The organism is Methylobacterium segetis (genome assembly GCF_004348265.1).
GTDB lineage: Bacteria > Pseudomonadota > Alphaproteobacteria > Rhizobiales > Beijerinckiaceae > Methylobacterium > Methylobacterium segetis.
Map to the genome: position 1 here is coordinate 39,865 of NZ_SMNT01000004.1, position 24,381 is coordinate 64,245.

Genomic DNA, 24,381 nt, shown 5'->3' on the forward strand with positions numbered 1-24,381 from the left:
CGGCCCGTTCCATGAGCCTGCCGCTCACCCAGCCCCTCCGGTCCCCTCCCCTCGCCTGGGCGCTCGGCGCCCTGGCATTGACGGGGCTCGTGCTGAGCCCGCTCGTCTCGCTGGGGCACGCCGCGCTGCAGGGCTCGGGGGAACTCTGGCCGCACCTCCTCGAATACGTGCTGCCGCAGGCGGTCCTGCAGACGGCGGGGCTTCTCGCCGGCGTCGGGCTCGCGGTCACGCTGATCGGCACCGGGGCGGCGTGGCTCGTCGCGGCCTACGACTTTCCCGGGCGGCGCCTCTTGGAGATCGGATTGCTGCTGCCGCTCGCGGTCCCGACCTACATCGTCGCCTTTGCCTATCTCGACCTTCTGCACCCGCTCGGGCCGGTCCAGTCCGGCCTGCGCGACCTCTTCGGAATCGCCAGTCCGCGCGATTTGCGATTGCCCGAGCTGCGGTCGCTGCCCGGCTGCATCCTGCTCCTCGGCTTCGTGCTCTACCCCTACGTCTATCTGCCGACGCGGGCGCTCTTCCTGATGCAGGCGGCCAATCTCCTGGAGGCCGCACGCACCCTCGGCCACAGCCCGCGCGCCGTCTTCGCCCGCGTCGCGCTGCCGATGGCCCGGCCGGCGGTGGCGCTCGGCACGAGCCTCGCCTTGATGGAGGCGCTGAACGACATCGGCGCGGCCGAGTTCCTGGGCGTGCGCACCCTCACGGTCCAGGTCTACGCCACCTGGATCAACCGCTCGGACCTGCCGGGCGCCGCGCAGATCGCCCTCGTGATGCTCCTCGTCGTGATCGGCCTCGTCGTCGCCGAGCGCTGGGCCCGGCGCGGGCGCGGCTTCGCCGGTACGGCCCAACGCCCTCGGAGCCTCACGCGCACACGCTTGAGGGGGCCTCAAGCCGCCGCGGCCTTCCTCCTCGGCCTCGCTCCCGTCGCCCTCGGCTTCTTGATCCCGGCGGGATATCTCGCCGCTTCCGCCGCGGGACGGATCGCGCGCGCCGGCCTGCCCGAGACGCTGCCGGCCGAGATCTTCAGCACCGTGCTCTACGCCGGTGCGGCGACGCTGATCGCGGGCGCGGTCGGCTTCGTCGTGGCGGCGAGCCCGCGGCTGATCGCCCGGCGGGCGGGGACGGCCCTGATCCGGGTCGCGAGCCTCGGCTACGCCCTGCCGGGCACGATCCTCGCCATCGGCCTGCTCGGCCCTCTCGCCACGGCCGATTCGGCACTCGCCGCCGCCTCGACCGCGGTCTTCGGCGCGGCCCCCGCGCTGATCGGCCTCGGCACCGGCGGGGCGCTCGTCACCGCCTACCTCGTGCGCTTTCTGGCCGTGGCGATCGGCACCTGCGAGGCGGGCCTGTCGCGGGTGCCCGGGTCCCTGCCCGATGCGGCGCGCATGCTGGGGCGCGGGCCTGTCGCGACGCTCGCCCGGGTGCAATTGCCGCTCACCTGGCCGGCGCTCGTGAGTGGCGCCCTCCTCGTCTTCGTGGATTGCGTGAAGGAGTTGCCGGCAACCCTCCTCCTGCGTCCGCTCAACGTCGAGACGCTCGCGACCCACCTCTACGGCGAGGCCGCCCGCGGCACCTACGAGGACGGGGCGGTCGCCGCCCTCCTCATCGTGCTGGTCGGGCTGATCCCGGTCGCGATTCTTCTGCGTCTGGGGAGCCGCAGCCCGCAGCTGCGCTGATCAGGGCTTCCGCGTCGAGCCGCGCAGCACCGTCCGTCCGCTCAGCACCACCTTGCGCACGGGCTGGTCCGGGCTCTTCAGCCGGTCGAAGAGCAGGCTCATCGCCTGCGCGCCGATCTCGGCCACCGGCTGCTCGATCACGGTGAGGCCGGGGTCGAGGAGTTCCGTCCAGGGCTCGTTGTCGAAGCCCGCCAGCGCCAGCGCGCCGGGGATCGGCAGGGCGAGCGTGCGGGCTGCCCGCACCGCGCCCATCAGCATCAGCCCGTTCGAGAGGATCAGCGCCTCCGGCCGACCGTCCTCCGCGAGCCAGCGGCCGGCTTCCGCCTCCGCGGCGAGGGCGTTCGGCGCGCAGGCGCGGGCCGCGGGCTCGAGGCCGTGGCGGCCCATGGCCGCCTCGTAGCCGGCACGCCTCTCCTGCGCGGTCGAGCTCGTGGAGCCGAACACGCCGCCGATCCGCGCGTAGCCCTGCGCGACGAGATGGTCGACGAGGGCGGCGGAGGCTGCCGCATTGTCGAGGACGACGCTGTCATGGGCGCCAGGCGGCCCCGAGCGGTCGATGAGAACGACGGGAAAGTCGAGACTGCCCGCCCGCATCGCCTGAGCCGTGGCCCGCGTCGGCGCGAAGATCACGCCGGTGACCCGCTCCTCCTGCATCAGGCGCAGGTACAGGGCCTCGCGCTCGGCATCCTCGTCGGTGTTGCAGAGGATGACGCGCATGCCCGCCTGATAGGCCGCGTCCTCCACTGCCCGGCTCACCGCAGTGAAGAACGGGTTGCGGATGTCGGCGACGATCAGGCCGATCGTCTGCGTCGCCTGCGAGCGCAGCCGCCGTGCCGAGAGATTGGGCCTGTAACCGGTGGCGCGCACCGCTGCCTCGACCTGCTCGCGCAGCGCGTCGCTGACCGGCCCGCGCCCGAGCGCACGCGACACCGTCGCCGTCGACACGCCCGCCGCGCGGGCCACATCCCGGATGCCGACACTCATGGAACAGGAAACGTTTGCAGCGCCATGCAACCGCTTCTGCCATGAGCGGTGATCAGCGGCAAGACCTCGCGAATGCGTGAACGTGCGTGAGTGTTGACATGATCACTGAAAACGTTTTCAGTCAGCTCAACACCGAATTCGGACAACGATCCGGGAGGAGCACGCCATGCTCGCACCGACGCCCAGTTTGGCGCCCCGTCTGCTCATCCGCATGGGCACCGCGCCGAAGGACAAGGAGGCCGCCATTCGCGAGGCGGCTCAGCTTCTCAGCGCGGCCGGCTGCATCGATCCGGTCTACGGCGAGAGCATGCTGCGGCGGGAAGAGGTCGCCAACACCTACCTCGGTCACGGTGTCGTCATCCCGCACGGCATGGTCGATGACCGGCACCTCGTGCGGCAGAGTGGGCTCGCCGTGCTGCAGGTCCCCGGCGGCCTTGAATGGCACGATGGGCAGACGGCCCATCTGATTGTCGCCATCGCGGCCCAGTCCGACACCCACATCACGATCCTGCGCCGCCTGACACGCCTGATCCAGGACGAAGCCCGGCTGGAGCACCTGCGCGCAACGACGTGCCAGGAGGACATAGCCGAGGCGCTCACCGAGGATTCGGCGGCGCCGTCCGCTTCCCGTCCCGCCACCGACCTGAGCCAGCGCTTCGATTGGACGGTCGACTATCCGACCGGCCTGCACGCGCGCCCCGCCTCGCACTGGGTCGAGACGGCGCGCGCCTGTGCCGCGCGGATCCAGGTCCGCCACGCGGCGCAAGTGGCCGATGCCAAGAACCTGATCGCGCTTCTGCAATTGGGCCTGCACTGCGGCGACGAGGTCGTGATCTCCGCCGAGGGTGACGACGAGGCCGGTGCACTCGCGAAGATGTGCGCCGCCGTCACGGGCCTCAGCGCCGGCGAGAAGGCGGCAGCCCAGCGGGCGGCCGAGGCCGCCGCCAAGGCTGCCGGCCCGGTCGCCGGCTGGAACCCGGCGGACAAGCCCCGCATCCAGCCCGGCATCGGCGCGAGCCCCGGCATCGCGATCGGCCCGGTCCACGTTCTCGCTGCGACCGAGATCGCCGTGCCGGACGAGCCGGAGCCCCTGACGAGCGGGGGCGACCGCCTCCACGCCGCGCTGGCCGCGACCACCGATCAGCTCAAGGCGCTCGCCGACGACACCGAGCGCCGCCTCGGCAAGGCGGATGCGGGCATCTTCAAGGCGCAGGCCGACCTCATCGCCGACACCGACCTCATCACGCTCGCCTGCCAGCTCATGGTCGAGGGTCACGGCGTCGCCTATGCCTGGGACCGGGCGGTCGACCGGCTCGCCGGCCAGCTCTCGGCGCTCGGCAACCCGGTCCTCGCGGGCCGCGCCGCGGATCTCCGCGATGTCGGCCGCCGGGTGCTCGCCCAGATCGATCCGGCGTTGAAAAGCGGGCACGACCTGCCGGACGAGCCCTGCATCCTGATCGCGCCCGACCTCGCGCCGTCCGATACGGCCGGCCTCGACCCCGCCCGCGTCATCGGGCTCGCCACCGCGCAGGGCGGTCCGACCTCCCACACCGCGATCCTGGCGCGCACCCTCGGCATCCCCGCCATGGTGGCGGGGGGCGCCGCTCTCCTCGGGCTCGCGAACGGCACCGAGGCCATCCTCGACGGCACCACCGGCCGCCTCTATCTCAGCCCCAGCGCGGGCGACGTCGCCTCGGCCGCCGCATGGCGCGAGCGCCAGCGCGAGAAGGCGGAGGAAGAGGCCCGCGAGCGGGCGCTGCCCGCCCGCACCCGCGACGGGCATGCCGTCGCCATCGGCGCCAACGTCAACAATCCGGAACAGGTCCCCTTCGCCCTCGACCAGGGCGCCGAGGGCGTCGGCCTGATGCGCACCGAGTTCCTGTTCCTGGAGCGCGGAGACACGCCCGGCGAGGACGACCAGTTCGAGACCTACCGCGCCATGCTGAAGGCGCTCGACGGGCGCCCGCTCATCGTGCGCACCCTGGACATCGGCGGCGACAAGCAGGTCGCCCATCTCCACCTGCCGCGGGAGGAGAATCCCTTTCTCGGCGTGCGCGGCGCCCGCCTGCTGCTGCGCCGGCCGGACCTGATGGAGCCGCAATTGCGCGCCCTCTACCGGGCGGCCAGGGAGTGTGTGGCGCCGAGCGCCCCCACGGGCAAGGACGCACCGCTCTCCATCATGATGCCGATGATCACCTCGGTGCCCGAGGTGCTGCGCCTGCGCGCGATCTGCGAGCGCATCCGCAGCGAGATCGGCGCGCCGGAGGTGCCCCTCGGCATCATGATCGAGGTGCCGGCCGCCGCGATCCAGGCGGACGCACTCGCCCGGCATTGCGACTTCTTCTCGATCGGCACCAACGACCTGACGCAATACGCGCTCGCGATCGACCGGCAGAACACCGACCTCGCACCTGAGGCCGACTCGCTGCACCCGGCGGTGCTGCGCCTCATCCACATGACCTGCGAGGGCGCCGCCCGGCACAAGCGCTTCGTCGGCGTCTGCGGGGGAATCGCGGGTGATCCGTTCGGGGCCTGCCTGCTGGCCGGCCTCGGCGTCCACGAGCTCTCGATGACGCCCCGCGACCTGCCCGGCGTGAAGGCGCGGCTGCGCTCCGTCGAGATGGGCGAATTGCGGGCGCTCGCCGCCCGGGCCTGCGAGCAGGAGGACGCCGCCGCGGTCCGCGCCCTCGACAAGCCCGAGATCGGGGGTGCCGCGTGAGTGCCGTCGTCACCCTCACCCTCAACCCGGCGATCGACGAGAGCGTCACTCTGGAGCGTCTCGTGCCGGGCGCCGTGCATCGGGCGAAGGCGGTGCGCACGGATGCGGGCGGCAAGGGCGTCAACGTTGCCCGCTGCCTCGCCGATTGGGGCATCCCGGTCGCCGCCACCGGCATCCTCGGCCAGGACAACGCCGCGCCCTTCGAGCAGTGCCTCGCGGAGAAGGGCATCGACGACCGCTTCTGCTGGATCCCGGGGGAGACCCGGACGAACCTGAAGCTCCTGGACCTCGCCACGGGCGAGACCACGGACGTAAATCTGCCGGGACTGGCGGTAACGCCGGGCACCCTCGACGCGGTGCGCGCCGTGCTCGTCGACATGGTGGCGCGGGATACGCTCGTGGTGCTCGCCGGCAGCCTGCCGGGCACCCTGCCGCCCGAGACCTACGCCCGCCTGACCCGGGACCTGAAGGCGCGCGGCGCCCGGGTCGTCCTCGACGCGTCGGGCGCGGCGCTCACAGCGGCGCTCGCGGCCGATCCGGCGGCTCTGCCGCACCTCGTGAAGCCGAACCGGCACGAGTTGGAGGAATGGGCCGGCCGGCCCCTCGCCTCGCACGCCGAGATTGCGGAGGCGGCGCGCAGCCTCGTCGCCCGCGGCATCCCCCTCGTGGTGGTGTCTCTGGGTGCCGACGGCGCCCTGCTCGCGACGCAGGACGAGACCGTGCATGCGCGCCCGCCCGCGATGCGGGTCGCGAGCACGGTCGGGGCCGGGGACGCGCTGGTGGCCGGGCTCGTGGCTGCCCTTCACATCGGCTTCGACCTCGCGGGCACCGCCCGGCTCGCCCTGGCATTCGCCGCCGGCAAGCTCACCAAGCCCGGTGCCAACCTGCCGGCTCGCGCCGAAATCGAGGCGATCGCGCGGACCATCTCCGTCCAGCCGGTGACAGGCTGAGGGAACGTCACCCTCTTCGAACCAGAGCAGACCACCCGGAGGAAACCATGGCACAGCTCTTGGCGGTCGTGGGAGGCGGCGACCTCTCGACCCACGCCGTCCTCGCCGTCGAGGCCCTGCGCAAGGCCGCGGGCCGCCGCAACCAGCCGATCGCGCTCGAACTGCGCGGGCCCGGCACGAGCGGAAACCCGCTGCCGGAAGCTGCCATCGCCCGGGCCGAGGCCGTGCTCCTCGTCGGCTCCGGCGATCTCGGCGAGGGTCGTTTCGGGGCGCTGCGCCGGGCCAAGGTCGCGATCGAGGACGTGCTGACCGACGTCAACGCCGTGATCGACCGTGTTCTGGGCGGAGCAGGCGACGCGCCTGCAGGCACCGATTCGAGAGCCGCGGCGGATGCCGGCCCGAAGCGGATCGTCGCCATCACCTCGTGCCCCACGGGCATCGCCCACACCTTCATGGCGGCCGAGGGCATCCAGAGCGCCGGCAGGACCCTCGGCCACGAGGTTCGCGTCGAGACGCAGGGCTCCGTCGGCGCGCGCGACGCGCTGACGGCGGCCGAGATCGCGGCCGCCGACATCGTGCTGATCGCCGCCGACACGGGCGTCGACCGGGCGCGGTTTGCCGGCAAACGGGTCTATGCGACGAACACCAAGGCAGCGATCCGCGACGGCAAGGGGCTGATCGCGACCGCGCTGTCGGAGGCGCAAATCCAGGCGTCGGGCGAGACCGGAGCGAAGGCGGAGGGTCCGGCCCGGCCGGCAGCCGCCGAAGAGAAGGCCGGCGCCTACAAGCACCTGATGACCGGCGTGTCCTTCATGCTGCCCTTCGTCGTGGCGGGCGGCCTCCTGATCGCCCTCGCCTTCGCTTTTGGCGGCATCGATGCGATGAGCCCGGGCCGTGCCGGGACCCTCGGATACGCGCTCGGCGAGATCGGCGCCAAGGGCGCCTTCGCCCTGATCGTCCCAGCCCTCGCCGGCTATATCGCCTACTCGATCGCCGACCGGCCCGGCATCGCTCCGGGCATGATCGGCGGGATGCTCGCTGCGAATCTCCAGGCGGGCTTCCTGGGCGGCATCGCGGCGGGATTCATCGCCGGCTACACGGCCCGCTTCCTCAACCGGCACATCCGCCTGCACAAGAATCTCGAGGGTCTGAAGCCGGTTCTGATCCTGCCGCTGCTGGCGACCCTCGTGACCGGCCTTCTGATGGTCTACGTCGTCGGTGTACCCGTGGCCGCGATCCTCGCGGCGCTGACGGGCTGGCTCAAGGGGATGCAGGGCACCGGAGCCCTCGTCCTCGGCCTCGTGCTCGGCGGCATGATGGCCGTCGACATGGGCGGCCCGATCAACAAGGCGGCGTATGCCTCCTCGGCCGCGCTCATCTCGTCAGGGATCTACGCCCCGATGGCGGCGGTGATGATCGGCGGCATGACCCCGCCACTCGGCATCGCGCTCGCCACACGCCTCTTCCCTGGCCGCTTCACGGCGCCGGAGCGCGAGGCCGGGGGTGCGGCAGCCGTGCTCGGCGCGGCCTTCATCACCGAGGGCGCCATCCCCTTCGCTGCAGCCGACCCCTTGCGGGTGATTCCCTCGATGGTGGCGGGCTCCGCCGTCGCCGGCGCCCTCGCGCTGAGCCTTGGCGTCGAACTGAAGGTTCCCCATGGCGGCCTCTTCGTCCTGCCGATCCCCAACGCGGTCACCAACCTGACGGGTGCCGTGATCGCGATCATCGCCGGCACGGTCGTGACCGCGCTCATGGTGGGACTTCTCAAGAAGCGTTCGGCATGAGGCCGGCAGGACACGAATCCACCGCGCGAGACTGATATAGTCTTGACCAACACAGATCCGCCTCGCCGCACGTGAGCATAAATAGATCATAATACAATATATGCGTCAGCCCGACGAAGATCGGGGCCAAAACCCGTCAAGGGTCACCTGGGGGAACGATCATGAAAGGACATCGGACTTGGCTTGCCGCGCTGGGCCTCTGCGCGGCCGGTGGGATCGAGGCTCAGGCGCAGACGGGGCCGCAGGACGGCACAACCGGCATCGCGGTCCCCGCGACCGTGCAACGCCCGGCGAACCGCCTTCGCGCGGCACCGCCACCCCGGCCGGACGGCCAGGGCTTCGGCGGGGCGGACACGGCTGCGGGGGCGGCCGACACGCTCGGACAGACGGCGACACCGCCGACCCTGGCGCCCGGGACCTACGACCTCGGGAACGGCCTCAGCCTCCTGCTGAACTATACGGGCCAGGGGGCCATCAACCCCGTCGGCGGCATCCGCCAGGGCTCGGCCTGGGCAGGACAGCTCTTTTTCGGCCTCGACGCCGACCTGAACCGGCTCGCTGGCATCGACGGCGGCTCGCTCCACATCGCGGTCACGAACCGGCACGGGCGGAGCCTCGCGAACGACTTCATCGGCAACAACACCAGCGTGCAGGAGATCTTCGGCGGCGGCCAGACCACCCGCCTGACCCTCTTCAGCTACCAGCAGAAGCTGCTCGACAACCGGCTCGACATCGAAGTGGGCCGTCTGGTCGCGAACATCGCCTTCCTCAACTCGCCGATCTACTGCAACTTCCAAACGAATTCGGCCTGCGGCAATCCGACCTTCGCCTTCAAGACCTCGAATTTCACGTTCTGGCCGGTGGCGAGTTGGGGTGCGCATGCCAAGGCATGGCTCACCGACACGGTGTTCTTCCATGCCGGCGCCTATGAGGTGAATCCGCTGCATCAGCAGCCCGGCGACAACGGCCTCGACTTCTCGACGAAGGGCGCCATCGGCGCGATCGTGCCGTTCGAGCTCGGCTACTCGACGACCTTCGCCAACGACGTCCTGCCCCGCAATTACGGCATCGGCGGCTGGTACGACGCATCGGACTATCCCGATCCCGTCCGCGACGTGCGGGGCGGCGCGTCCATCCTGACCGGCCTGCCCTCGGCCACCCGCTTCGGGCGCTCCGGCGTCTACGCCCGGTTCGACCAGATGGTCTGGCGGCCCGACCCGACCGCGCCGCAGGGCCTGACCCTGTTCGGCGTGGCGATGGCGGGCACCTCGGGGCGGCTGATCGAGGATTACTTCCTGGAGATCGGCGCGCTGCAGACCGGCACGTTCCCGGGCCGGCCTTTCGACACGGTGGGCTTCGTCATCAACACGCAGAAGTTCAGCCCGCTGGGGCTCGCCAACATCAACCTCGCCCAGAACGCGCTCGGGATCACGCGGTCGATCCCGACGCAGCAGATCATGATGGAGCTGAACTACGGCATCCAGATCACGCCCGCGATCCGGCTGACGCCGAATCTGCAGTACATCGTCAACCCGGACCAGACCCGCTTCCCGTTCCGCACCCGCAACATCCCGGACGCGTTCATGGTCGGAGCGAAGCTCTCGGTCGACCTTTTCACCCTGGCGGGCCTCGCCAAGGGTCCGGGCAGTCCCTGAAGCCGGCCGTGCGGTCCGTCGAGGCGGCCGAGGCGAGAGCCCGGCCTGACCGCTGTCAGCGGCACAGATGCCGGCGGGTCGCCGCAGCGCGGGGCCTTGGTCTGCAGGCACGCCGGCCGGAGGCGTCGTCGGTCACTCGTCGCCGACGACGCCCGCCGCGTCCTGCGCCTGCAGCACGTCGGGCCGCGGCATCGAGATAATGTTGTAGCCGGAATCGACGAAATGGACCTCGCCGGTCACGCCGCCGGAGAGATCCGAGAGCAGGTAGAGGGCCGAGCCGCCGACATCCTCCAGCGTCACGGTGCGACGAAGGGGAGCGTGCGCCTTCTGGTGGTTGAACATCAGCCGGGCATCCGCGATGCCGGCACCCGCGAGCGTCCGCATCGGGCCGGCCGAGAGGGCGTTGACCCGGATGCCGTTCGGGCCGAGATCCGCGGCGAGGTAGCGCACGGAGGCCTCGAGCGCCGCCTTGGCGACCCCCATCACGTTGTAGTTCGGCATGACCCGGGTCGAGCCGCCGTAGGTCAGAGTGAGGAGCGAGCCGCCCTGGCGCATGCGCTTGGCCGCACGCTGCGCGATCTCGGTGAAGGAGAAGCACGAGATCGTCAGGGTGCGGGAGAAGTTCTCGCGCGTCGTGACATCGACGTAGCGGCCCTTCAGCTGCGCCTTGTCGGAGAAGCCGACCGCGTGGACCACGAAATCGAGCTCGCCCCCGAAGCGCTCGTCGAGCCCGGCGAAGACGGCGTCGACGGAGGCGAGGTCCTCGACGTCGCAGGGGAGCACGATGTCGGAGCCGAGCCTGGCTGCGAGCGGCCCGACGCGACGACCGAGAGCCTCGCCCTGATAGGTGAAGGCGAGCTGCGCGCCGTGTTCGTGCAGGGTCTTGGCGATGCCCCACGCGATCGAATGATCGTTTGCCACGCCCAAGATCAGGCCGCGCTTGCCCGCCATCAATCCCGTCATGCGCCTGTCCGCCTCGCTGCTACGCCCGCCGCCCGCCGCGGGGCTGGCCGGGATGAGGCTTAGCGCGCGGCTCGCGCGCCTGTCCAATCCCGCCGGCGCATCGGTGCGGTGGGGAAGACCCTGCGCAGCAAAAAGCCCTGCCTCGCGGCAGGGCTCGGGTCGGAGAGCGAGGATGCGGGCGTCAGAAATAGCCGCGCGTCTGGGCCCGGGCGTCGTCGATCAACGTCTGCTTGGCGTATATGGCGCCGACGAGAGTGGCGCCGACGATAGCCACGAGGGCGATCCAGAGCATCTGCGAATGTCCTTGCGTGTTGCAGGAAAAACGCAGTCGCCCGATTTCCGTTCCGTTAACCGCCCGGCGCTTCAGGCGTCGACGTGCTTCAGCACCAGGGTCGCGTTGGTCCCCCCGAAGCCGAACGAGTTCGACAGGACGTGCGAGAGTTTGGCACCGTCACGGCGCTCGCGCAGGATCGGCATGTCGGCGAAGGCCGGGTCGAGATCGTCGATATGAGCGCTCTCGCAGATGAAGCCGTTGTTCATCATCAGAAGCGAGTAGATGGCTTCCTGCACGCCCGTCGCACCGAGGGAGTGGCCGGTCAGCGACTTCGTCGCCGAGATCGGAGGGCAGGCGTCACCCGTGCCGAACACCTCACGGATCGCCTCGATCTCCTTCTCGTCGCCGACCGGGGTCGAGGTGGCGTGCGGGTTGATGTAATCGATGCGCGCGCCCTTGAGGCCGGAGAGCGCCTGCCGCATGCAGCGCACGGCGCCCTCGCCCGACGGGGCCACCATGTCGTGCCCGTCTGAGGTCGCGCCGTAGCCGGCGACCTCGCCGTAGATGCGCGCGCCGCGGGCCTTGGCGTGCTCGTACTCCTCAAGCACCAGCACGCCCGCACCGCCCGCGATGACGAAGCCGTCGCGGTTCGCGTCGTAGGCGCGGGAGGCCCGGGCCGGCGTGTCGTTGTACTTCGAGGACATCGCGCCCATCGCGTCGAACAGCACGGAGAGCGTCCAATCGAGATCCTCGCAGCCGCCTGCGAAGATGATGTCCTGGCGGCCGCCCTGGATGATCTCGGCGGCGTTGCCGATGCAGTGGTTCGACGTCGCGCAGGCCGAGGAGATCGAGTAGTTCACGCCCTTGATCTTGAACCACGTGGCCAGGGTCGCCGAGGCCGTCGAGGACATCGCCTTCGGAACGGCGAAGGGGCCGACGCGCTTCGGACCCTTGTCGCGCGCGATCGCGGCCGATTCCACGATGGTCCGCGTCGAGGGGCCGCCCGAGCCCATGATGATGCCGGTGCGATCGTTCGAGACGTCGCCTTCCTCAAGGCCCGCGTCCCGGATCGCCTGATCCATCGCGACGTGGTTCCAGGCGGTGCCGCCGCCGTGGAAGCGCATGGCGCGCCGGTCCACCACGCCCTCGGGGTCGAGGTTCGGCGCCCCCTCCACCTGGCTGCGGAACCCGTGCTCCGCGTAAGCCTCGGCGCGGACGATGCCGGACCGCGCCTCGCGCAGCGACGCCAGCACTTCCTGAGTGTTGTTGCCGATGGATGAGACGATGCCCATCCCGGTGATCACGACACGGCGCATGAAAGTCGTTCTTCTCCGCAACGGCGCTTGCCTGCGCGCCGCGCTCATTCGGGTCACCTAGGACGACGACGCCCCGATCTCAACCGGTGCGTCGCGCACCGAGTGCGGCGCGCGTGCCGCCTCAGGACTGGAACAGGGCCACCCGCAGATCCTGGGCCTCATAGATCCGCTTGCCATCGGCCTCGACGTTGCCGTCGGCGATGCCGAGGACGAGCTTGCCCTGCCGGACGCGCTTCAGGTCGACATTGTAGACCACGCGGGAGACGCTGGGCAGCACCTGATCGGTGAACTTGACCTCGCCGACACCGAGGGCGCGGCCGCGGCCTGGGGAACCGAGCCAGCCGAGATGGAAGCCGACGAGTTGCCAGAGGGCGTCGAGGCCGAGGCATCCCGGCATGACGGGATCGCCCTGGAAGTGACAGCCGAAGAACCAGAGATCCGGCCGGATGTCGAACTCGGCCCGGACATGGCCCTTGCCGTAGGCGCCGCCCTCCGTCCCGATCGAGGTGATGCGGTCGAACATCAGCATCGGCGGCAGCGGAAGCTGCGCGTTGCCGGAGCCGAACAGCTCGCCGCGGCCGCAGGCGAGCAGATCCTCGTAGCTGTAGCTCGACGCCCGTGCGGGGGCGGACGGGGCGGTCTGGTCGGAAGACATGAAGGCGGTACGGTCCTCGGCTCGCGGGTGTTCTCTCGGTCGTCCACGCGGGGCCCGGTCCCGGCGCGGCGGAAATCGCGGCCTCGTTAGCACAGGGGATAAGCGCCATCAAAGCGGCCTTCGTGAGCTACCGTCTTGTGGCATTCATTGTTCCAGAGCACGCGCTTGCGCTAGACATCCGGTCGGGTGCCCCGTTCCCGGCACGCCCCGGAGACATCGAGCCTTGAGTTCACAGGCCTCCGCTCAGCCAGCTCTCGCCGCCCCCACCGCAGCCGCACCCGACCGGCGCGCGCGAAGGGACCTCCTGACGGGGGCGGGCCTCGGCTTCGTCGCGGGCTTCGTCGATGCGGCGGGCTTCGTCGCCCTGTTCGGCCTGTTCACCTCGCACGTCACAGGAAATTTCGTGCTGATCGGAGCCGAACTCGTCGCCACCTCGAGCGGCGTCATCGCCAAGCTCCTCGCGCTCCCCGCCTTCGTCCTCGCCGTCGCGGGAACGCGGCTCCTCACGCTGGCGCTGGAGCGGCGAGGCGCGGCGACCCTGCGCTGGCTCCTCCTTCTGGAAGCCGTGATGCTCGCCCTGTTCGGCGCGGCAGGCCTCGCCCTCTCCCCGTTGCGCGCGGCCGACGGTCTCGACGCCATCCTCGTCGGCATGCTGGGCGTCGCCGCCATGGGCGTCCAGAACGCCATCGCGCGGCTGGCGCTGGCGCATCTTGCCGCCACCACGGTGATGACGGTGAACGTGACCCAGGCCGTGATCGACGCGGTCGATCTCCTGCGGCTCGGCACGACGGGGGCTGGCGCGGCGCGCGGGCGGATCGGCCGGATGCTGCCCGCGATCCTCGCCTTCGCGATCGGGGCGATCGCGGGCGCCTTCGGCGTCGCGCATCTCTCCTTCGCCTGCCTCGCTCTGCCGATCCTGGTGATCGCCATCCTCATCCCGGTGGTCGGCCGGGGCTGACGGCACCGCTTCGGTCGAACCGGTGCGGGTCTCACTGGATGGGGGACCGCGCCGTATTCCGCTCGGCGCGGGCCCTCCCCGCGAACCGCTCGGGTTGCGGGGGCGAGGCCCCTCCCGTATACTCTGCGGCAAAATTCCATCCGTTCGCGAGCGATCAGTCCCGCCGATGTCCGATCTGGTGCCCCTTCAGGCCGTGCTCAACGCCCGGACCTCCTCCGTCCCGGGCGAGGCCGCCGGTGCGGGCCGTCGTGGTTGCCCACTCTCGGACCTGCGGGACCGGCTGCGCCGCGCGGGTCTGCGCCCGACCCGGCAGCGTCTCTCCCTCGGCTGGCTGCTCTTCGGCCGCGGCGACCGTCACCTCACGGCGGAGATGCTGTACGACGAGGCCATGCGCGCCAAGGTGCCGGTCTCGCTCGCCACGGTCTACAACACCCTGCATCAGTTCACGGAAGCGGGCCTGCTGCGGCAACTCGCGCTGGACGGGTCGAAGGCCTATTTCGACACGAACCCGAGCGAGCACCATCACTTCTACCTCGAGGACGAGGGACAGGTGCTGGACATGCCCGATTGCGGCATCACCGTCGATTCGCTGCCCGACGCGCCGGAAGGCATGGAGATCGCCGGCGTCGAGGTGATCGTGCGGCTGCGCCGCCGCACCGGCAGCCGCCAGGGCTGAGACGCCGGTCTCAACCGTTACGGTTCTTCGAGAAGGCCCGGTCGCCAAGCGACCGGGCCTTTCTCATTCCACCTTCTCGTTGGGGTAGACGCCCCAGAGCCTGTCCTGCCGGATGTAGCCGTCGACATCGCCGCGCTTCTCGGGGAGCGCCACGATCAGGCGGCACCACGTGCCCGTGCAGGTCTTCACGCTCCCGATCACGCCGGCCTGGAGCCGGGCCTCGTCCGCGGCCCCCTCGTCGGCCCGGGCGCGCAGCGGTACCGGCGCGCTGCGGTCGCCGCCCTTCGGCGCGGTGACGATGGCGGTGCGGCGCCCCGACAGGAGGGAGTGCAGGACCCAGCCCTCAGTGCCTTCCGAATCGCGGATCCGGCGCCACGTCTCGAACTCCGCCACGATCTCGACGGGCAGACCCGCGCGCTGGAACACCCAGAGGGTGCGGTGGTCCTTCGATGGCCCTTCGCGCAGGTTGACCCGGTCCGTCTTGAGGCTGGCGTAGCGCGGAAGCGGCAGCTTCGTCACGGGGCCGATGCCGGGCTCGGGGGCGCCCGAAGGCGCCGCCAGGGCCGGGCATGCGAGCAGCGCGAGGCCGGCGGCGAGAAGGGCAAGGGAGCGCATCGTCCGTCTCCTGTTCCGGGCCGTTCGGCGCTCGGAAGACTTCCGAAATCCGTGCCCGGGCCGCGCCGGGCCACCGTCCCGCATTGTGTTCCGCACCCTCTCTGGTAGAGAGGCCGGAGGGTCGGTCCAGGGCGGCCCCGGGCGCCGTCGGGTCCTGTCTGGCGGGAAACTGGTTAACGGAGCTTGAAGCCGCATCGCCGCCCGCCGGGACGGTCGGCGGAACCGGCCAAGCCCGAGACGCGTCGATGCGGGAGCCGGGACGCCCATCGGCTGGGGAGGAGACATGTCGTCGTTGAAGCGCAAGCCGCTCGTCGTGGTGACGCGGCGCCTGCCGGACGTGGTCGAGACGCGCATGCGCGAGTTGTTCGACACCCGCCTCAACCACGAGGACAAGCCGCTCTCGCAGGAGGCGCTGGCCGCGGCGATGCGTGAGGCGGACGTGCTCGTTCCGACCGTCACCGACGAGATCGATTCCGGCCTCCTCGCCCAGGCGGGACCGAACCTGCGGCTCATCGCGAATTTCGGCAACGGCGTCGACCACATCGACGTCGGCGTGGCGCTGGAGCGCGGCATCACGGTCACGAACACGCCGGGCGTGCTGACCGAGGACACGGCGGACATGACGATGGGCCTGATCCTCGCCGTGGCGCGCCGCGTCACCGAGGGCGCGCGCATCATCCCGGACGATTCCTGGGACGCGGGCTGGTCGCCGACCTGGATGCTGGGCCGCCGCATCACCGGCAAGCGGCTCGGCATCGTCGGCATGGGCCGAATCGGCCAGGCGCTGGCCCGTCGCGCCCGCGCCTTCGGCCTGCAGATCCACTATCACAACCGCCGCAGGGTGCCCTCGCCGATCGAGACGAACCTCGACGCGACCTACTGGGAATCCCTCGATCAGATGCTAGCGCGCGTCGACATCGTCTCGATCAACTGCCCGCACACCCCGGCCACCTACCACCTGCTGTCGGCCCGGCGCCTGAAGCTCCTGAAGCCCGAGGCGATCGTCGTGAACACCGCCCGCGGCGAGGTGATCGACGAGAACGCGCTGGCGCGCCTGATCGAGGCCGGCGAGATTTCTGGGGCCGGTCTCGACGTGTTCGAGCAGGAGCCCGCCGTGAGCCCTCGCCTCGTCAAGCTCGCGCGGGCCGGCAAGGTGGTGCTGCTGCCGCACATGGGCTCGGCGACCTTCGAGAGCCGCGTCGACATGGGCGAGAAGGTCATCATCAACATCAAGACCTTCATGGACGGGCACCGGCCGCCGGACCGCATCCTGCCGAGCATGCTCTGAGACGCGTCGGCGCGGCTTCGGCAGAGGAGAGCAGACCCGTGAGCGCGACAGAACCCTCCCCAGGCGACAGGCTCTCGCACGCGGTCTTCGACGTGGCCGCCGCCGCGGCGGCCCTGCCCGAGACCTCCGCCACCATGGTCGCGGATCATCGCTTCACCGAGGACGCGGCGGCGAGCGTTCGGGTCTTCCGCGTCTACAAGCCGACCCCACCGCACACCCACGCGAGTTGCGACGAGTACCTCTACGTGCTCACCGGCCGCTGCCGGATGAAGTTCGGCGACGAGGCGCCCGTCGAAGTCGGTCCGGGCAAGCTCGTCGTGTTCAAGCGCGGCGTCGTGCATTCGGTGCCGGAGATCCTGGAGGAACCCATGGTCTTCCTCTCCGTCGACACCCCCCGCCGCGAGCCGCGCGACATCCGCTTCGTGACGGCGGGGACGGGCACGCCGGACACCTTCATGCGGCAGACGGATTGACCCTCGTCACATCACCTCGGATCCGGCCGGCACCGATTCGCGCCGATCCGCGTCGCGCGTTGCCTGGAACAGCCGCTCGCTCGTGAGCTTCAGGAGATAGAAGCCGAATTCCGGGTTCTGGTAGTAGAGCTGCTTCACCTCGGAATAGGCGATGCAGCGGGCTTGACCCGCTTCGACGCAGACGAGGGAGCCGGTGCGCCGGTTGCCCGGCGAAAGCATGCCAAGCTCGCCGACGATGGCGCCGGGCCGGACGTCGATCGCCTGTTCCGGGATCCGGAAAAGGCCGCTCTCCACGTAGAGCATCTCGGTCGCCGGCTCGCCCTTGCGGAACACGACCGCGCCCGCGGGGAACCGCCGCGCCTGGCCGAACGGCTTCAGCCAGTCGAAGGAGAGATCGCCCTCGGCAGCACGCTCCACGTCGCGGACGAGGCGGACCATCTGGTAGAGGCGGAAAGCGTTGAACGGAATCTGGATCAACTCGGTCAGCACCACGGGCATGCTGCCGATCAGAAACCCGTAGGTGATGACGGCGCAGCTCGCCAGCAGCGCCACGATGCGCAGCGGGATCATCGTGCTCATCGCCGACGCCGCGATCGTGAGGATCGTGCCGAGATAGCCGATCGCGTCGACCCAGTTCATGCGGCGCTCTCCCTCGCGGCGACGGAGTTGGGTTTGTCTCCGTCCCGGCCGCGCATGGCAATGCGCGCGCCGCCGAATTCGCGCGCCTCACGCCGCCTCAGCCCGGATTCCGTCCGCGATGGCATCGGCTGCTCGCAACCCTTCCTCGTAGGCGCCGCCCACCGTTCCCCATTGCAGGCGAGACAGGGCCTCGCCCGCGAACCAGAGACGGCCGCCGACCGACTCGCGGAGGAGCGCCCGCGCTCCGGCATGGCCCGGCGGCACCACGGCCCAGGAACCGCGCGACCACGGATCGTGCCGCCACGCGCTGACCGCCGGGATCGTGAGATCGCGCAGGCGGGCATGCCCGAAATGCTCTGCCAGCACCGCGCGCACGAGATGCCGCACGCCGTCCGCCCCCCCGCGCCGCGCGTCGATCGCCTCCGCCGCGGGGGCATCGAGTTCGAAGTAGTGGAAGGGCGTGCCGTCGATGCGCGCGAGCAGGCCGGGCGGCTTGTGGCGACCGCCGACGATGCTCGCGAGCCGGTCCGCCCCGCGGAAGGGACTCGATGGCCAGTGCAGCACCGCATGCTCGTAGAGACCGGACAGAAAGCCGTCGATCGCTCCGCGCGGGGCCGCCGGCAGTGCCGGCACGAAGGTGATGCTGTCGCGCAGCACCATCACGGGCACCGTGATGACGACGGCCCGCGCCGAGAGGCTGCGCCCGTCCGCCGTCGCGACCCGGATGCCGGGTCCGCCCCACTCGATGCGGGTGACGGGGCTCCGAAGCGCGATCGGCAACCCCTGCGCGAGCCGCGCAAGGTAGGCGCCATAGCCGCCGGCGAGGAAATAATTGTCGCCGTATTCCAGGCTCGGGAAGTCGTGGAGCGAGACCTCGGACAGCGGACGGCCCGAGACGAGGCCGTGGACGCGCGCCACCCGCTCACCCCAGGGGCCGAGACCGGGCGGCAGGGCCGTGGACGCGGGTCGGTCGGGGTTGCTCTCGGAGGATCCTGCCGTCATGGCGCGGTCGGCGAGGGCGAAGGCCCGGGCGGAGGCCGCCGCCTCCCCGGGCCGACCGGGACGGCGCCCGACCCAGAGGTGGCTCTCCTGCGGAGCTCGCCGCAGCGGTTCGCCCCGCGCGTGCCCCAGCCTGACCAACGGGTTGATCGGACCCGCATGCAGCCAGTGCGCGCCGAGATCGATCGCGTGGCCGCGCAGCATCGTGGTGATGGCCCGCCCGCCGACACGGTCGCGGGCCTCCAGGACGGCCACGGAGAGGCTCCGCTCCGACAGGCGCCGCGCTGCCGCGATCCCCGCCGCCCCCGAGCCGATCACGATGACGTCCGGCGCCTGGGGAAGCCTCGCGAGCCGAGGCGCAACGCTCGGCCGGAAGTGCGCGTGTGCGACCTCTCGTCCTCTCATCCTGTGATCCTTCGATCCTGTCGGAGCGGGTCAGGGCACCCGACGCGCGCTCACGGCTTGAACACCTCGACCGTGCCGGACTTGTCGCCGCCGGGGCGCGGGCTGCCGACCAGGGTGTAGATGCGGCCGTTGTAGCTCACGGCGCCGAAGCCGTGTCGTGGCGTGGGCAGCGCGGCGAGGGCTCGCCACAGGTTGCGCGGCAGGTCGAAGGCCTCGACCGCGCCGAAGGTCTTCTCGCGTGATTCGCCGCCGATCACGTAGACCTCGCGCCCCAGCACGGCGGAGGCCGAGCCGCTGCGGGCCGTGGGGAGAGGTGCGGCCTCGCTCCAGGCGCCGGTGGTCGGGTCGTAGACCTGCGTGGCGTCGAGGTTCCGGCCCGGATCGCCATCGACGCGCCCGCCGGCCGCGACGATCTTGCCCTCGATCGCCTGCACCGCGAGATGGTCGCGGGGCGTCGGCAAGGGCGGGGCCGCCGTCCAGCTGTCGGTCGCCGGATCATAGACCTCATGGGCCGGCGTGTTGCCCCGGCCCGTGACGCTACCGCCGACGACGTGGATCCTCCCGCCAACGAGGGTGGCACCGCCCGCGGCACGCGGCGTCGGCAGACTGGCCCGGGGGGACCATGTATCGGTCTTCGGGTCGTAGGCGAAGCTGTTGCCGACCGCGTTCCAGCCGTTCGTGTAGCCGCCGAAGACGTAGATCTTGCCCTCGAAGCCGGCCGCCATCGTGTGGTGAACGGGATAGGGGAAGGGCGCGCCCTTGCTCCATGTGCCGCCGGCAAGGTCGAAGATCAGGAGTTCCGTGGCCCCGTTGTAGTCGCCGATGACGTAGGCCTTGCCGTCGATCGCGGCGACGGCGACCTCCGAGCGTTCGGCGGGTGCCGCATGGCCGCCGGCCCAGGCACCGACTTCGTGGGCGGATGAGGGCACGGCGAGGGCGATGAGAAGGGCGAGCGGAGCCGACAGGCGCATGGGGCGATCCTTCGGTGAGGAGCGGACGGCACGTGAACGCGGCAGGATCGCAAAAGTGCGGGCTTGCGCTCCGGGCCCCGGCTCCTCTTTAAGCGCTCGGCCGACATTGGAGAGGATCCCCGGCATGCTCGTCCAAGCCGCCTTCGCCGCCCTGCGGCAGGTCTTCTCGCCGCCGCTGCGCGCGATCCTCTGGAAATCGCTGGCGATGACCGTCGGGCTCCTGCTCCTGATCTGGTTCGGGCTGACGCGGCTGATCCAGTGGTTCCAGGCGAGCCATCACATCTCCGCCGACTATCCCTTTCTCGACACGCTCGCCTACTTCCTCGCCGGCGCCGGGCTCTTCGTGGCCCTCGCCTACATCATGCCGGCCGTGTCGATCCTCGTGGCGGGATTCTTCCTCGACGACGCGGCCGAGATCGTCGAGCGAACGGATTTTCCAGGCGAACCACCGGGCCAAGCGCTGCCGGCCGGCAGCGCGCTGCTCTACGCCCTGCGCTTCGCCGGACTCGCGCTCCTCGTGAATCTCGCGGCCCTCATCCTGTTCTTCGTGCCCGTGGTCGGGCTCGTGGCCTTCTTCGCCGCGAATGCCTACCTTCTCAGCCGTGAGTACTTCGAGACCGCCGCTGCCCGGTTCCGGCCCCTGGACGAGGCGGCGGCCATGCGCCGGCACTACGGCGGAACGACCCTGGCGGCGGGCTGCCTCCTGGCGGGGATGATGGTGGTGCCGGTGGTGAACCTGCTGACGCCCCTCTTCGGCATCGCGCTCATGGTCCATGTGCACAAGGCGCTGAGCCGGCGCGGACCAGCCCTCACGGCGCCCGCCCAGGCCGAGCGGCTCCGCTGAGGCCGCCTTCCTACCGGCGCGAGCCCCAGCGGGTTCCCATGCGGCTGGGATTGGCGGCGTTCGGACCGATCGCTGGGCCGCTCGCCCGCTTGGGGCGGTGCTGCGAGCCCTCGTCCATCGGCTCCGGGCTCAGCGTGTCCGGGACTTCGGCCTCGGATTCCGAGCCGCGGCCGGTGGCGAATTGCCCCGCCTTGCGGAAGCGCCAGAGATAGCCCGGCACGACGGCCTCGGCTGCGGTCGGGATGATGCCCAACGCCTCCAGCGTCCGCCCTTCCGCCTTCGCGGCATCGGAGACGACGTTGTCCGTCTGCAGCAGGATCACTTGGTCGCGGGTGAGCTTCAGCTCGTCCGGCAGCAGGCCGAGGGTCAGCGTGTTGGCGATCTCCAGGGCGCGGGCCTGGATCCGTGCGACCGGCAGCGGCAGGGCGACGATCGGGCGGCGGCGCTGAGTCGTCTCCAGCATGTAGCGGACGAGATGTTCCAGCGTCGCGACCTCGGGGCCGCCGAGCTCGTAGACCTTGCCCGCCGGCGCTCGTCCCTCGACCGCCCGGGCGATCGCCTCGGCGACGTCGCCGACGAAGACGGGCTGAAAGCGCGTATCCGCTCCCGCGAGCGGCAGCACCGGGAGCGCCCGGGCGAGGCTCGCGAAGCGATTGAAGAAGCTGTCGCCGGGACCGAACACCAGGGACGGGCGGAACACGATCGCGTCCGGGCAGGCGGCAAAGACCCGCGCCTCGCCCTCGGCCTTGGTGCGGGCATAGGCGGAGGCGGAGTTCGGATCGGCGCCGATCGCCGAGACCTGGATCATCGCCGCGCCAACCTTGGCAGCCTGCCGCGCGATCTCACCCGCACCCTCCGCCTGAAGGCGGGAGAAGCTCTGAGGACCGGCCTCCTGCAGGATGCCGACGAGGTTGATCACCACGTTCGAACCCTCGACGGCGCGGGCGACCGAGTCCGGGTAGCGCAGGTTCGCCTGCACGGCCACGATCTGCCCGACCTTGCCGAGAGGTTGCAGGAACAGGGCGAGGTCGGGCCGGCGCACCGCGACGCGGATCCGGTAGCCGCGCTTGGCCAGCGCGCGCACCACGTGCCGGCCGAGAAAGCCGGACCCGCCGAAAATGGTCACGAGCTGCGAGGTGGGCCGTGTCAGGGGCAGGGTGTCGAAGCCGGTCATCGCCTGTTCTCGATGCTGGTCCGCCGTGCGGATGCCTGCGGTCGAGGGCTGTTTAGACCAATTCTCGCGGAAGGGGAGCCGGATCGGAATACGAAATGCGACGCGCGGGCCGAAGTGTGGGGACGATCGTGCGTTCAGGGGCGGGTGCCGCCCAACGCCGCGCTCTGACCGCCACCGACCGGCTTCACGCTCTCCAGAGCCGCGAGCACCGTTCCCTTCGTGAGGATCTGCGGCAGGACCATCGGCTCGCCCGGCCCCGCGTAGAGCAGGTAGAGCGGCACGCCGCTGCGCCCGTGCAGCTCCAGCAGTTTCGTGATCTCCGGGTTCTGGTTCGTCCAATCTCCCTTGAGATAAGCAATGCCGCGCTCCCGGAGAACGGTCCGTACGGCCTCGGTCGAGAGAGCGGTGCGCTCGTTGACCTGACAGGTGATGCACCACGCGGCGGTCATGTTGACGAGAACGGGGCGCCCCTCCCGCAGAAGCCCGTCGAGCCGCGCCTGGGTGAAAGGCTCCGCCCCCTCCCCGGCGAGACTCACGGCGCCCCCGCCGCGCTCGAGTCCGAGGGCGAGAGCGCCCGCCCCGAGGAGGGCCGCGAGGGAGAGCACGCGGGCGAGGCGCGCGGGCAAACTGCTGGCGGTGCGGGCCCGCTCCCAGGTCCATGCCGAGAAGGCGACGAGTACGAGGCCGACCAGCGCCGCGAGAAGCCCCTCCGGCCCGACCTGCTGCGCCAGGACCCAGACGAGCCAAGCGGCGGTCGCGTAGACGGGAAAGGCGAGGGCTCCCTTCAGCGTCTCCATCCAGGCGCCGGGCCGCGGAAGCCGCGCCAGCGCGCCGGGCCACGCCGTCAGCAGCAGGAACGGCAGCGCGAGGCCGAGGCCGAGGCTCGCGAAGACCGCGAGGCCGGTGAGCGCCGACTGGGTGAGCGCAAAGCCGATCGCGGCGCCCATGAAGGGGGCCGTGCAGGGCGTCGCCACGACGGTGGCGAGGATGCCGGTGAGGAAGGAGCCCTCCAGCCCGCCGCGCCGTGACAGCCCGTCGCCGAGACCGGCGAGCGCGCCGCCGAGATGCATCACGCCGGACAGGCTCAAGCCCATGGCGAAGAGGAGATAGGCGAGACCTGCCACGACGAGCGGCGATTGCAGCTGGAAGCCCCAGCCGATCGTCGCGCCCCCGCTCTTCAACGCGATCAGCAGACCGGCAAGCGCGAGGAAGGACGCGAGCACGCCCAGGGTGTAGGCGAGGCCGTGCAGCCGCACCCGGGACTGAGACTCGCCAGAATGGCGCACGAGGCTCAGCACCTTGATCGAGAGCACCGGGAAAACGCACGGCATCAGGTTGAGGATGAGGCCACCGAGGAAGGCGAGGCCGGCCGCCCCGAGAAGAGTGAGCGCCTCGTCGGGCGCCGGGCCGGAAGCCGCCTTCGGCGCAGGAACGGCGACGTCCGGGATCTGCCCCGCCGCAGGGGCGCTGCCCGGCTCCTCGCCGATCGCGAAGGCCCGGCGCCCGGGATCGCCGGCCGCCGTCTCGACGACGAGCACGCCCGGCAACGTCGCAGGCGGCGGCTCGGAAGGCGTGGCGCGCGCCAGGGTGAGCCGGATCCCCGCCGCGTCGGCCTTGAACTCCTGCGCGGCGGCGTTGTCGATCGCCGTCTCGGAATAGGGGAAGAAGGCGGCCGATCGCAGGCTGGTCGGGTCGAGGCCGAGGCCCCCCAGGGCAAGGACGAGGCGCTCTCCCTCGACGGAAAGGTGTGCAGGCGCCGGGGCCGGCTCGGGCAGCGCGGCGCGGGCGCGGCGGAAGAGAGCCGCGCTTCCGGGATCGATCGCGGGTGGCGCGGAAGCCACTGGCAGCGTCAAGCTCAGGTTCGCGGAGCCCGGCACGCACTCGACCTCGCAGACGAGGTAGCTGAGCTTGCCCGCGACCTTCACCGGGCTCGCCGGATCGAGGCTCGCCGGGGGCGTGATCGTGACGAGGAGAGCGATATCCCCCTCGTAGCCGTAATTCATCAGGTGCGCGACGGGGATGCGCTCGGGCGCCGGCCACTGGATCGGGCCAGCCGAAACACCTGCGGGCAGCGTCCACACCATCTCCGGCGGCAGACCGGAATCACCCGGGTTGCGCCAGTAGACGTGCCAGCCGGGCTTCATCACCAGGCGCAGGGCGACGGTGAACGGCTCGCCCGCGCGCACGGAAGCCGTCTCCGCGACGAGGCTCGCCCGAACGAGGTCGACGGGCGCCTTGAGGCCCTGCGCCGCGGCGGCGTTCAGGCCGACGAGCAGGACGAAGAGAGAGAGAAGCCGGATCATCGCGCCCTTGCGTGCCGCCGCGGGCACGGTGTCTGACCGGCCGAGCATAGGGCCTTTCCG

Annotated in this window: 20 protein-coding genes; 10 read left to right on the top strand and 10 right to left on the bottom strand. The window is 71.0% G+C overall.

Annotation, left to right across the window (positions count from 1 at the left end; all coding sequences use genetic code 11):
* Window positions 1-11: 11 nt before the first annotated feature.
* Window positions 12-1,676: an ABC transporter permease gene (locus E1J50_RS01845; RefSeq protein WP_132249820.1), complete on the top strand. Its 1,665-nt coding sequence runs from the start codon at window positions 12-14 to the stop codon at window positions 1,674-1,676.
* Here E1J50_RS01845 and E1J50_RS01850 read toward each other — a convergent pair whose 3' ends face one another.
* Window positions 1,677-2,660, bottom strand: a complete 984-nt coding sequence (locus tag E1J50_RS01850; RefSeq protein ID WP_132249822.1) for a LacI family DNA-binding transcriptional regulator — start codon at window positions 2,658-2,660, stop codon at window positions 1,677-1,679.
* A gap of 166 nt (window positions 2,661-2,826) precedes the next feature.
* Between E1J50_RS01850 and ptsP the strand changes: the two genes are divergently transcribed.
* From ptsP to E1J50_RS01870, 4 genes are all read left to right on the top strand, one after another.
* Entirely contained in the window at window positions 2,827-5,379 is a 2,553-nt protein-coding gene (gene ptsP, locus E1J50_RS01855) for a phosphoenolpyruvate--protein phosphotransferase (RefSeq protein ID WP_132249824.1), read from the top strand.
* Entirely contained in the window at window positions 5,376-6,329 is a 954-nt protein-coding gene (gene pfkB / locus E1J50_RS01860) for a 1-phosphofructokinase (RefSeq protein WP_132249826.1), read from the top strand. The genes ptsP and pfkB overlap by 4 nt, the downstream gene beginning before the upstream one ends.
* Before the next feature lie 47 nt (window positions 6,330-6,376).
* Entirely contained in the window at window positions 6,377-8,113 is a 1,737-nt protein-coding gene (locus E1J50_RS01865; protein ID WP_132249828.1) for a fructose-specific PTS transporter subunit EIIC, read from the top strand.
* 161 nt (window positions 8,114-8,274) lie between these two features.
* Window positions 8,275-9,768: a carbohydrate porin gene (locus E1J50_RS01870; RefSeq protein ID WP_132249830.1), complete on the top strand. Its 1,494-nt coding sequence runs from the start codon at window positions 8,275-8,277 to the stop codon at window positions 9,766-9,768.
* Between the two features lie 132 nt (window positions 9,769-9,900).
* On the opposite strand, the gene fabI is transcribed toward E1J50_RS01870, so the two are convergent.
* The 3 genes from fabI to fabA all read right to left on the bottom strand — a co-directional run bounded on the left by fabI (window position 9,901) and on the right by fabA (window position 12,976).
* Complete coding sequence (fabI, locus tag E1J50_RS01875; RefSeq protein WP_132249832.1) at window positions 9,901-10,731, bottom strand: enoyl-ACP reductase FabI; 831 nt, start codon at window positions 10,729-10,731, stop codon at window positions 9,901-9,903.
* Window positions 10,732-11,094: 363 nt separating this feature from the next.
* Window positions 11,095-12,321: a beta-ketoacyl-ACP synthase I gene (gene fabB, locus E1J50_RS01880; protein WP_132249834.1), complete on the bottom strand. Its 1,227-nt coding sequence runs from the start codon at window positions 12,319-12,321 to the stop codon at window positions 11,095-11,097.
* Between the two features lie 121 nt (window positions 12,322-12,442).
* Complete coding sequence (gene fabA / locus E1J50_RS01885) at window positions 12,443-12,976, bottom strand: 3-hydroxyacyl-[acyl-carrier-protein] dehydratase FabA (RefSeq protein ID WP_132249836.1); 534 nt, start codon at window positions 12,974-12,976, stop codon at window positions 12,443-12,445.
* A gap of 223 nt (window positions 12,977-13,199) precedes the next feature.
* Here fabA and E1J50_RS01890 point away from each other — a divergent pair, with 223 nt between their 5' ends.
* Window positions 13,200-13,934: a YoaK family protein gene (locus tag E1J50_RS01890; protein ID WP_245516389.1), complete on the top strand. Its 735-nt coding sequence runs from the start codon at window positions 13,200-13,202 to the stop codon at window positions 13,932-13,934.
* A gap of 166 nt (window positions 13,935-14,100) precedes the next feature.
* On the top strand, window positions 14,101-14,610 hold the full coding sequence (gene irr, locus E1J50_RS01895) for a Fur family transcriptional regulator Irr (RefSeq protein ID WP_132249840.1): 510 nt from the start codon (window positions 14,101-14,103) through the stop codon (window positions 14,608-14,610).
* A 63-nt stretch (window positions 14,611-14,673) separates the two neighbouring features.
* Here the strand turns inward: irr and E1J50_RS01900 are convergent, their stop codons facing one another.
* Complete coding sequence (locus tag E1J50_RS01900; RefSeq protein WP_132249842.1) at window positions 14,674-15,225, bottom strand: SH3 domain-containing protein; 552 nt, start codon at window positions 15,223-15,225, stop codon at window positions 14,674-14,676.
* 283 nt (window positions 15,226-15,508) lie between these two features.
* Here E1J50_RS01900 and E1J50_RS01905 point away from each other — a divergent pair, with 283 nt between their 5' ends.
* A complete protein-coding gene (locus E1J50_RS01905; RefSeq protein WP_132249844.1) occupies window positions 15,509-16,513 on the top strand; it encodes a 2-hydroxyacid dehydrogenase in 1,005 nt (334 codons plus the stop codon).
* Window positions 16,514-16,551: 38 nt separating this feature from the next.
* Window positions 16,552-16,986, top strand: a complete 435-nt coding sequence (locus tag E1J50_RS01910) for a cupin domain-containing protein (RefSeq protein ID WP_132249846.1) — start codon at window positions 16,552-16,554, stop codon at window positions 16,984-16,986.
* Window positions 16,987-16,992: 6 nt separating this feature from the next.
* On the opposite strand, the gene E1J50_RS01915 is transcribed toward E1J50_RS01910, so the two are convergent.
* The 3 genes from E1J50_RS01915 to E1J50_RS01925 all read right to left on the bottom strand — a co-directional run bounded on the left by E1J50_RS01915 (window position 16,993) and on the right by E1J50_RS01925 (window position 20,000).
* On the bottom strand, window positions 16,993-17,625 hold the full coding sequence (locus tag E1J50_RS01915) for a cyclic nucleotide-binding domain-containing protein (protein WP_132249848.1): 633 nt from the start codon (window positions 17,623-17,625) through the stop codon (window positions 16,993-16,995).
* A gap of 87 nt (window positions 17,626-17,712) precedes the next feature.
* The gene (locus E1J50_RS01920) at window positions 17,713-19,029 is read right to left on the bottom strand and encodes a flavin monoamine oxidase family protein (protein WP_132249850.1); all 1,317 of its coding nucleotides are present in this window, start codon (window positions 19,027-19,029) and stop codon (window positions 17,713-17,715) included.
* A gap of 50 nt (window positions 19,030-19,079) precedes the next feature.
* Entirely contained in the window at window positions 19,080-20,000 is a 921-nt protein-coding gene (locus tag E1J50_RS01925) for a Kelch repeat-containing protein (protein WP_132249852.1), read from the bottom strand.
* A gap of 124 nt (window positions 20,001-20,124) precedes the next feature.
* On the opposite strand from E1J50_RS01925, the gene E1J50_RS01930 reads away from it, so the two are divergent.
* Window positions 20,125-20,844 (top strand): sulfate transporter family protein, encoded by a 720-nt coding sequence (locus E1J50_RS01930; protein WP_132249854.1) that lies wholly within the window; start codon window positions 20,125-20,127, stop codon window positions 20,842-20,844.
* A 10-nt stretch (window positions 20,845-20,854) separates the two neighbouring features.
* Here the strand turns inward: E1J50_RS01930 and E1J50_RS01935 are convergent, their stop codons facing one another.
* Together E1J50_RS01935 and E1J50_RS01940 are read right to left on the bottom strand one after the other, a co-directional pair.
* Window positions 20,855-22,018 (bottom strand): complex I NDUFA9 subunit family protein, encoded by a 1,164-nt coding sequence (locus E1J50_RS01935; protein WP_132249856.1) that lies wholly within the window; start codon window positions 22,016-22,018, stop codon window positions 20,855-20,857.
* A gap of 134 nt (window positions 22,019-22,152) precedes the next feature.
* The gene (locus E1J50_RS01940) at window positions 22,153-24,321 is read right to left on the bottom strand and encodes a protein-disulfide reductase DsbD family protein (RefSeq protein WP_132249928.1); all 2,169 of its coding nucleotides are present in this window, start codon (window positions 24,319-24,321) and stop codon (window positions 22,153-22,155) included.
* Between the last annotated feature and the right edge of the window lie 60 nt (window positions 24,322-24,381).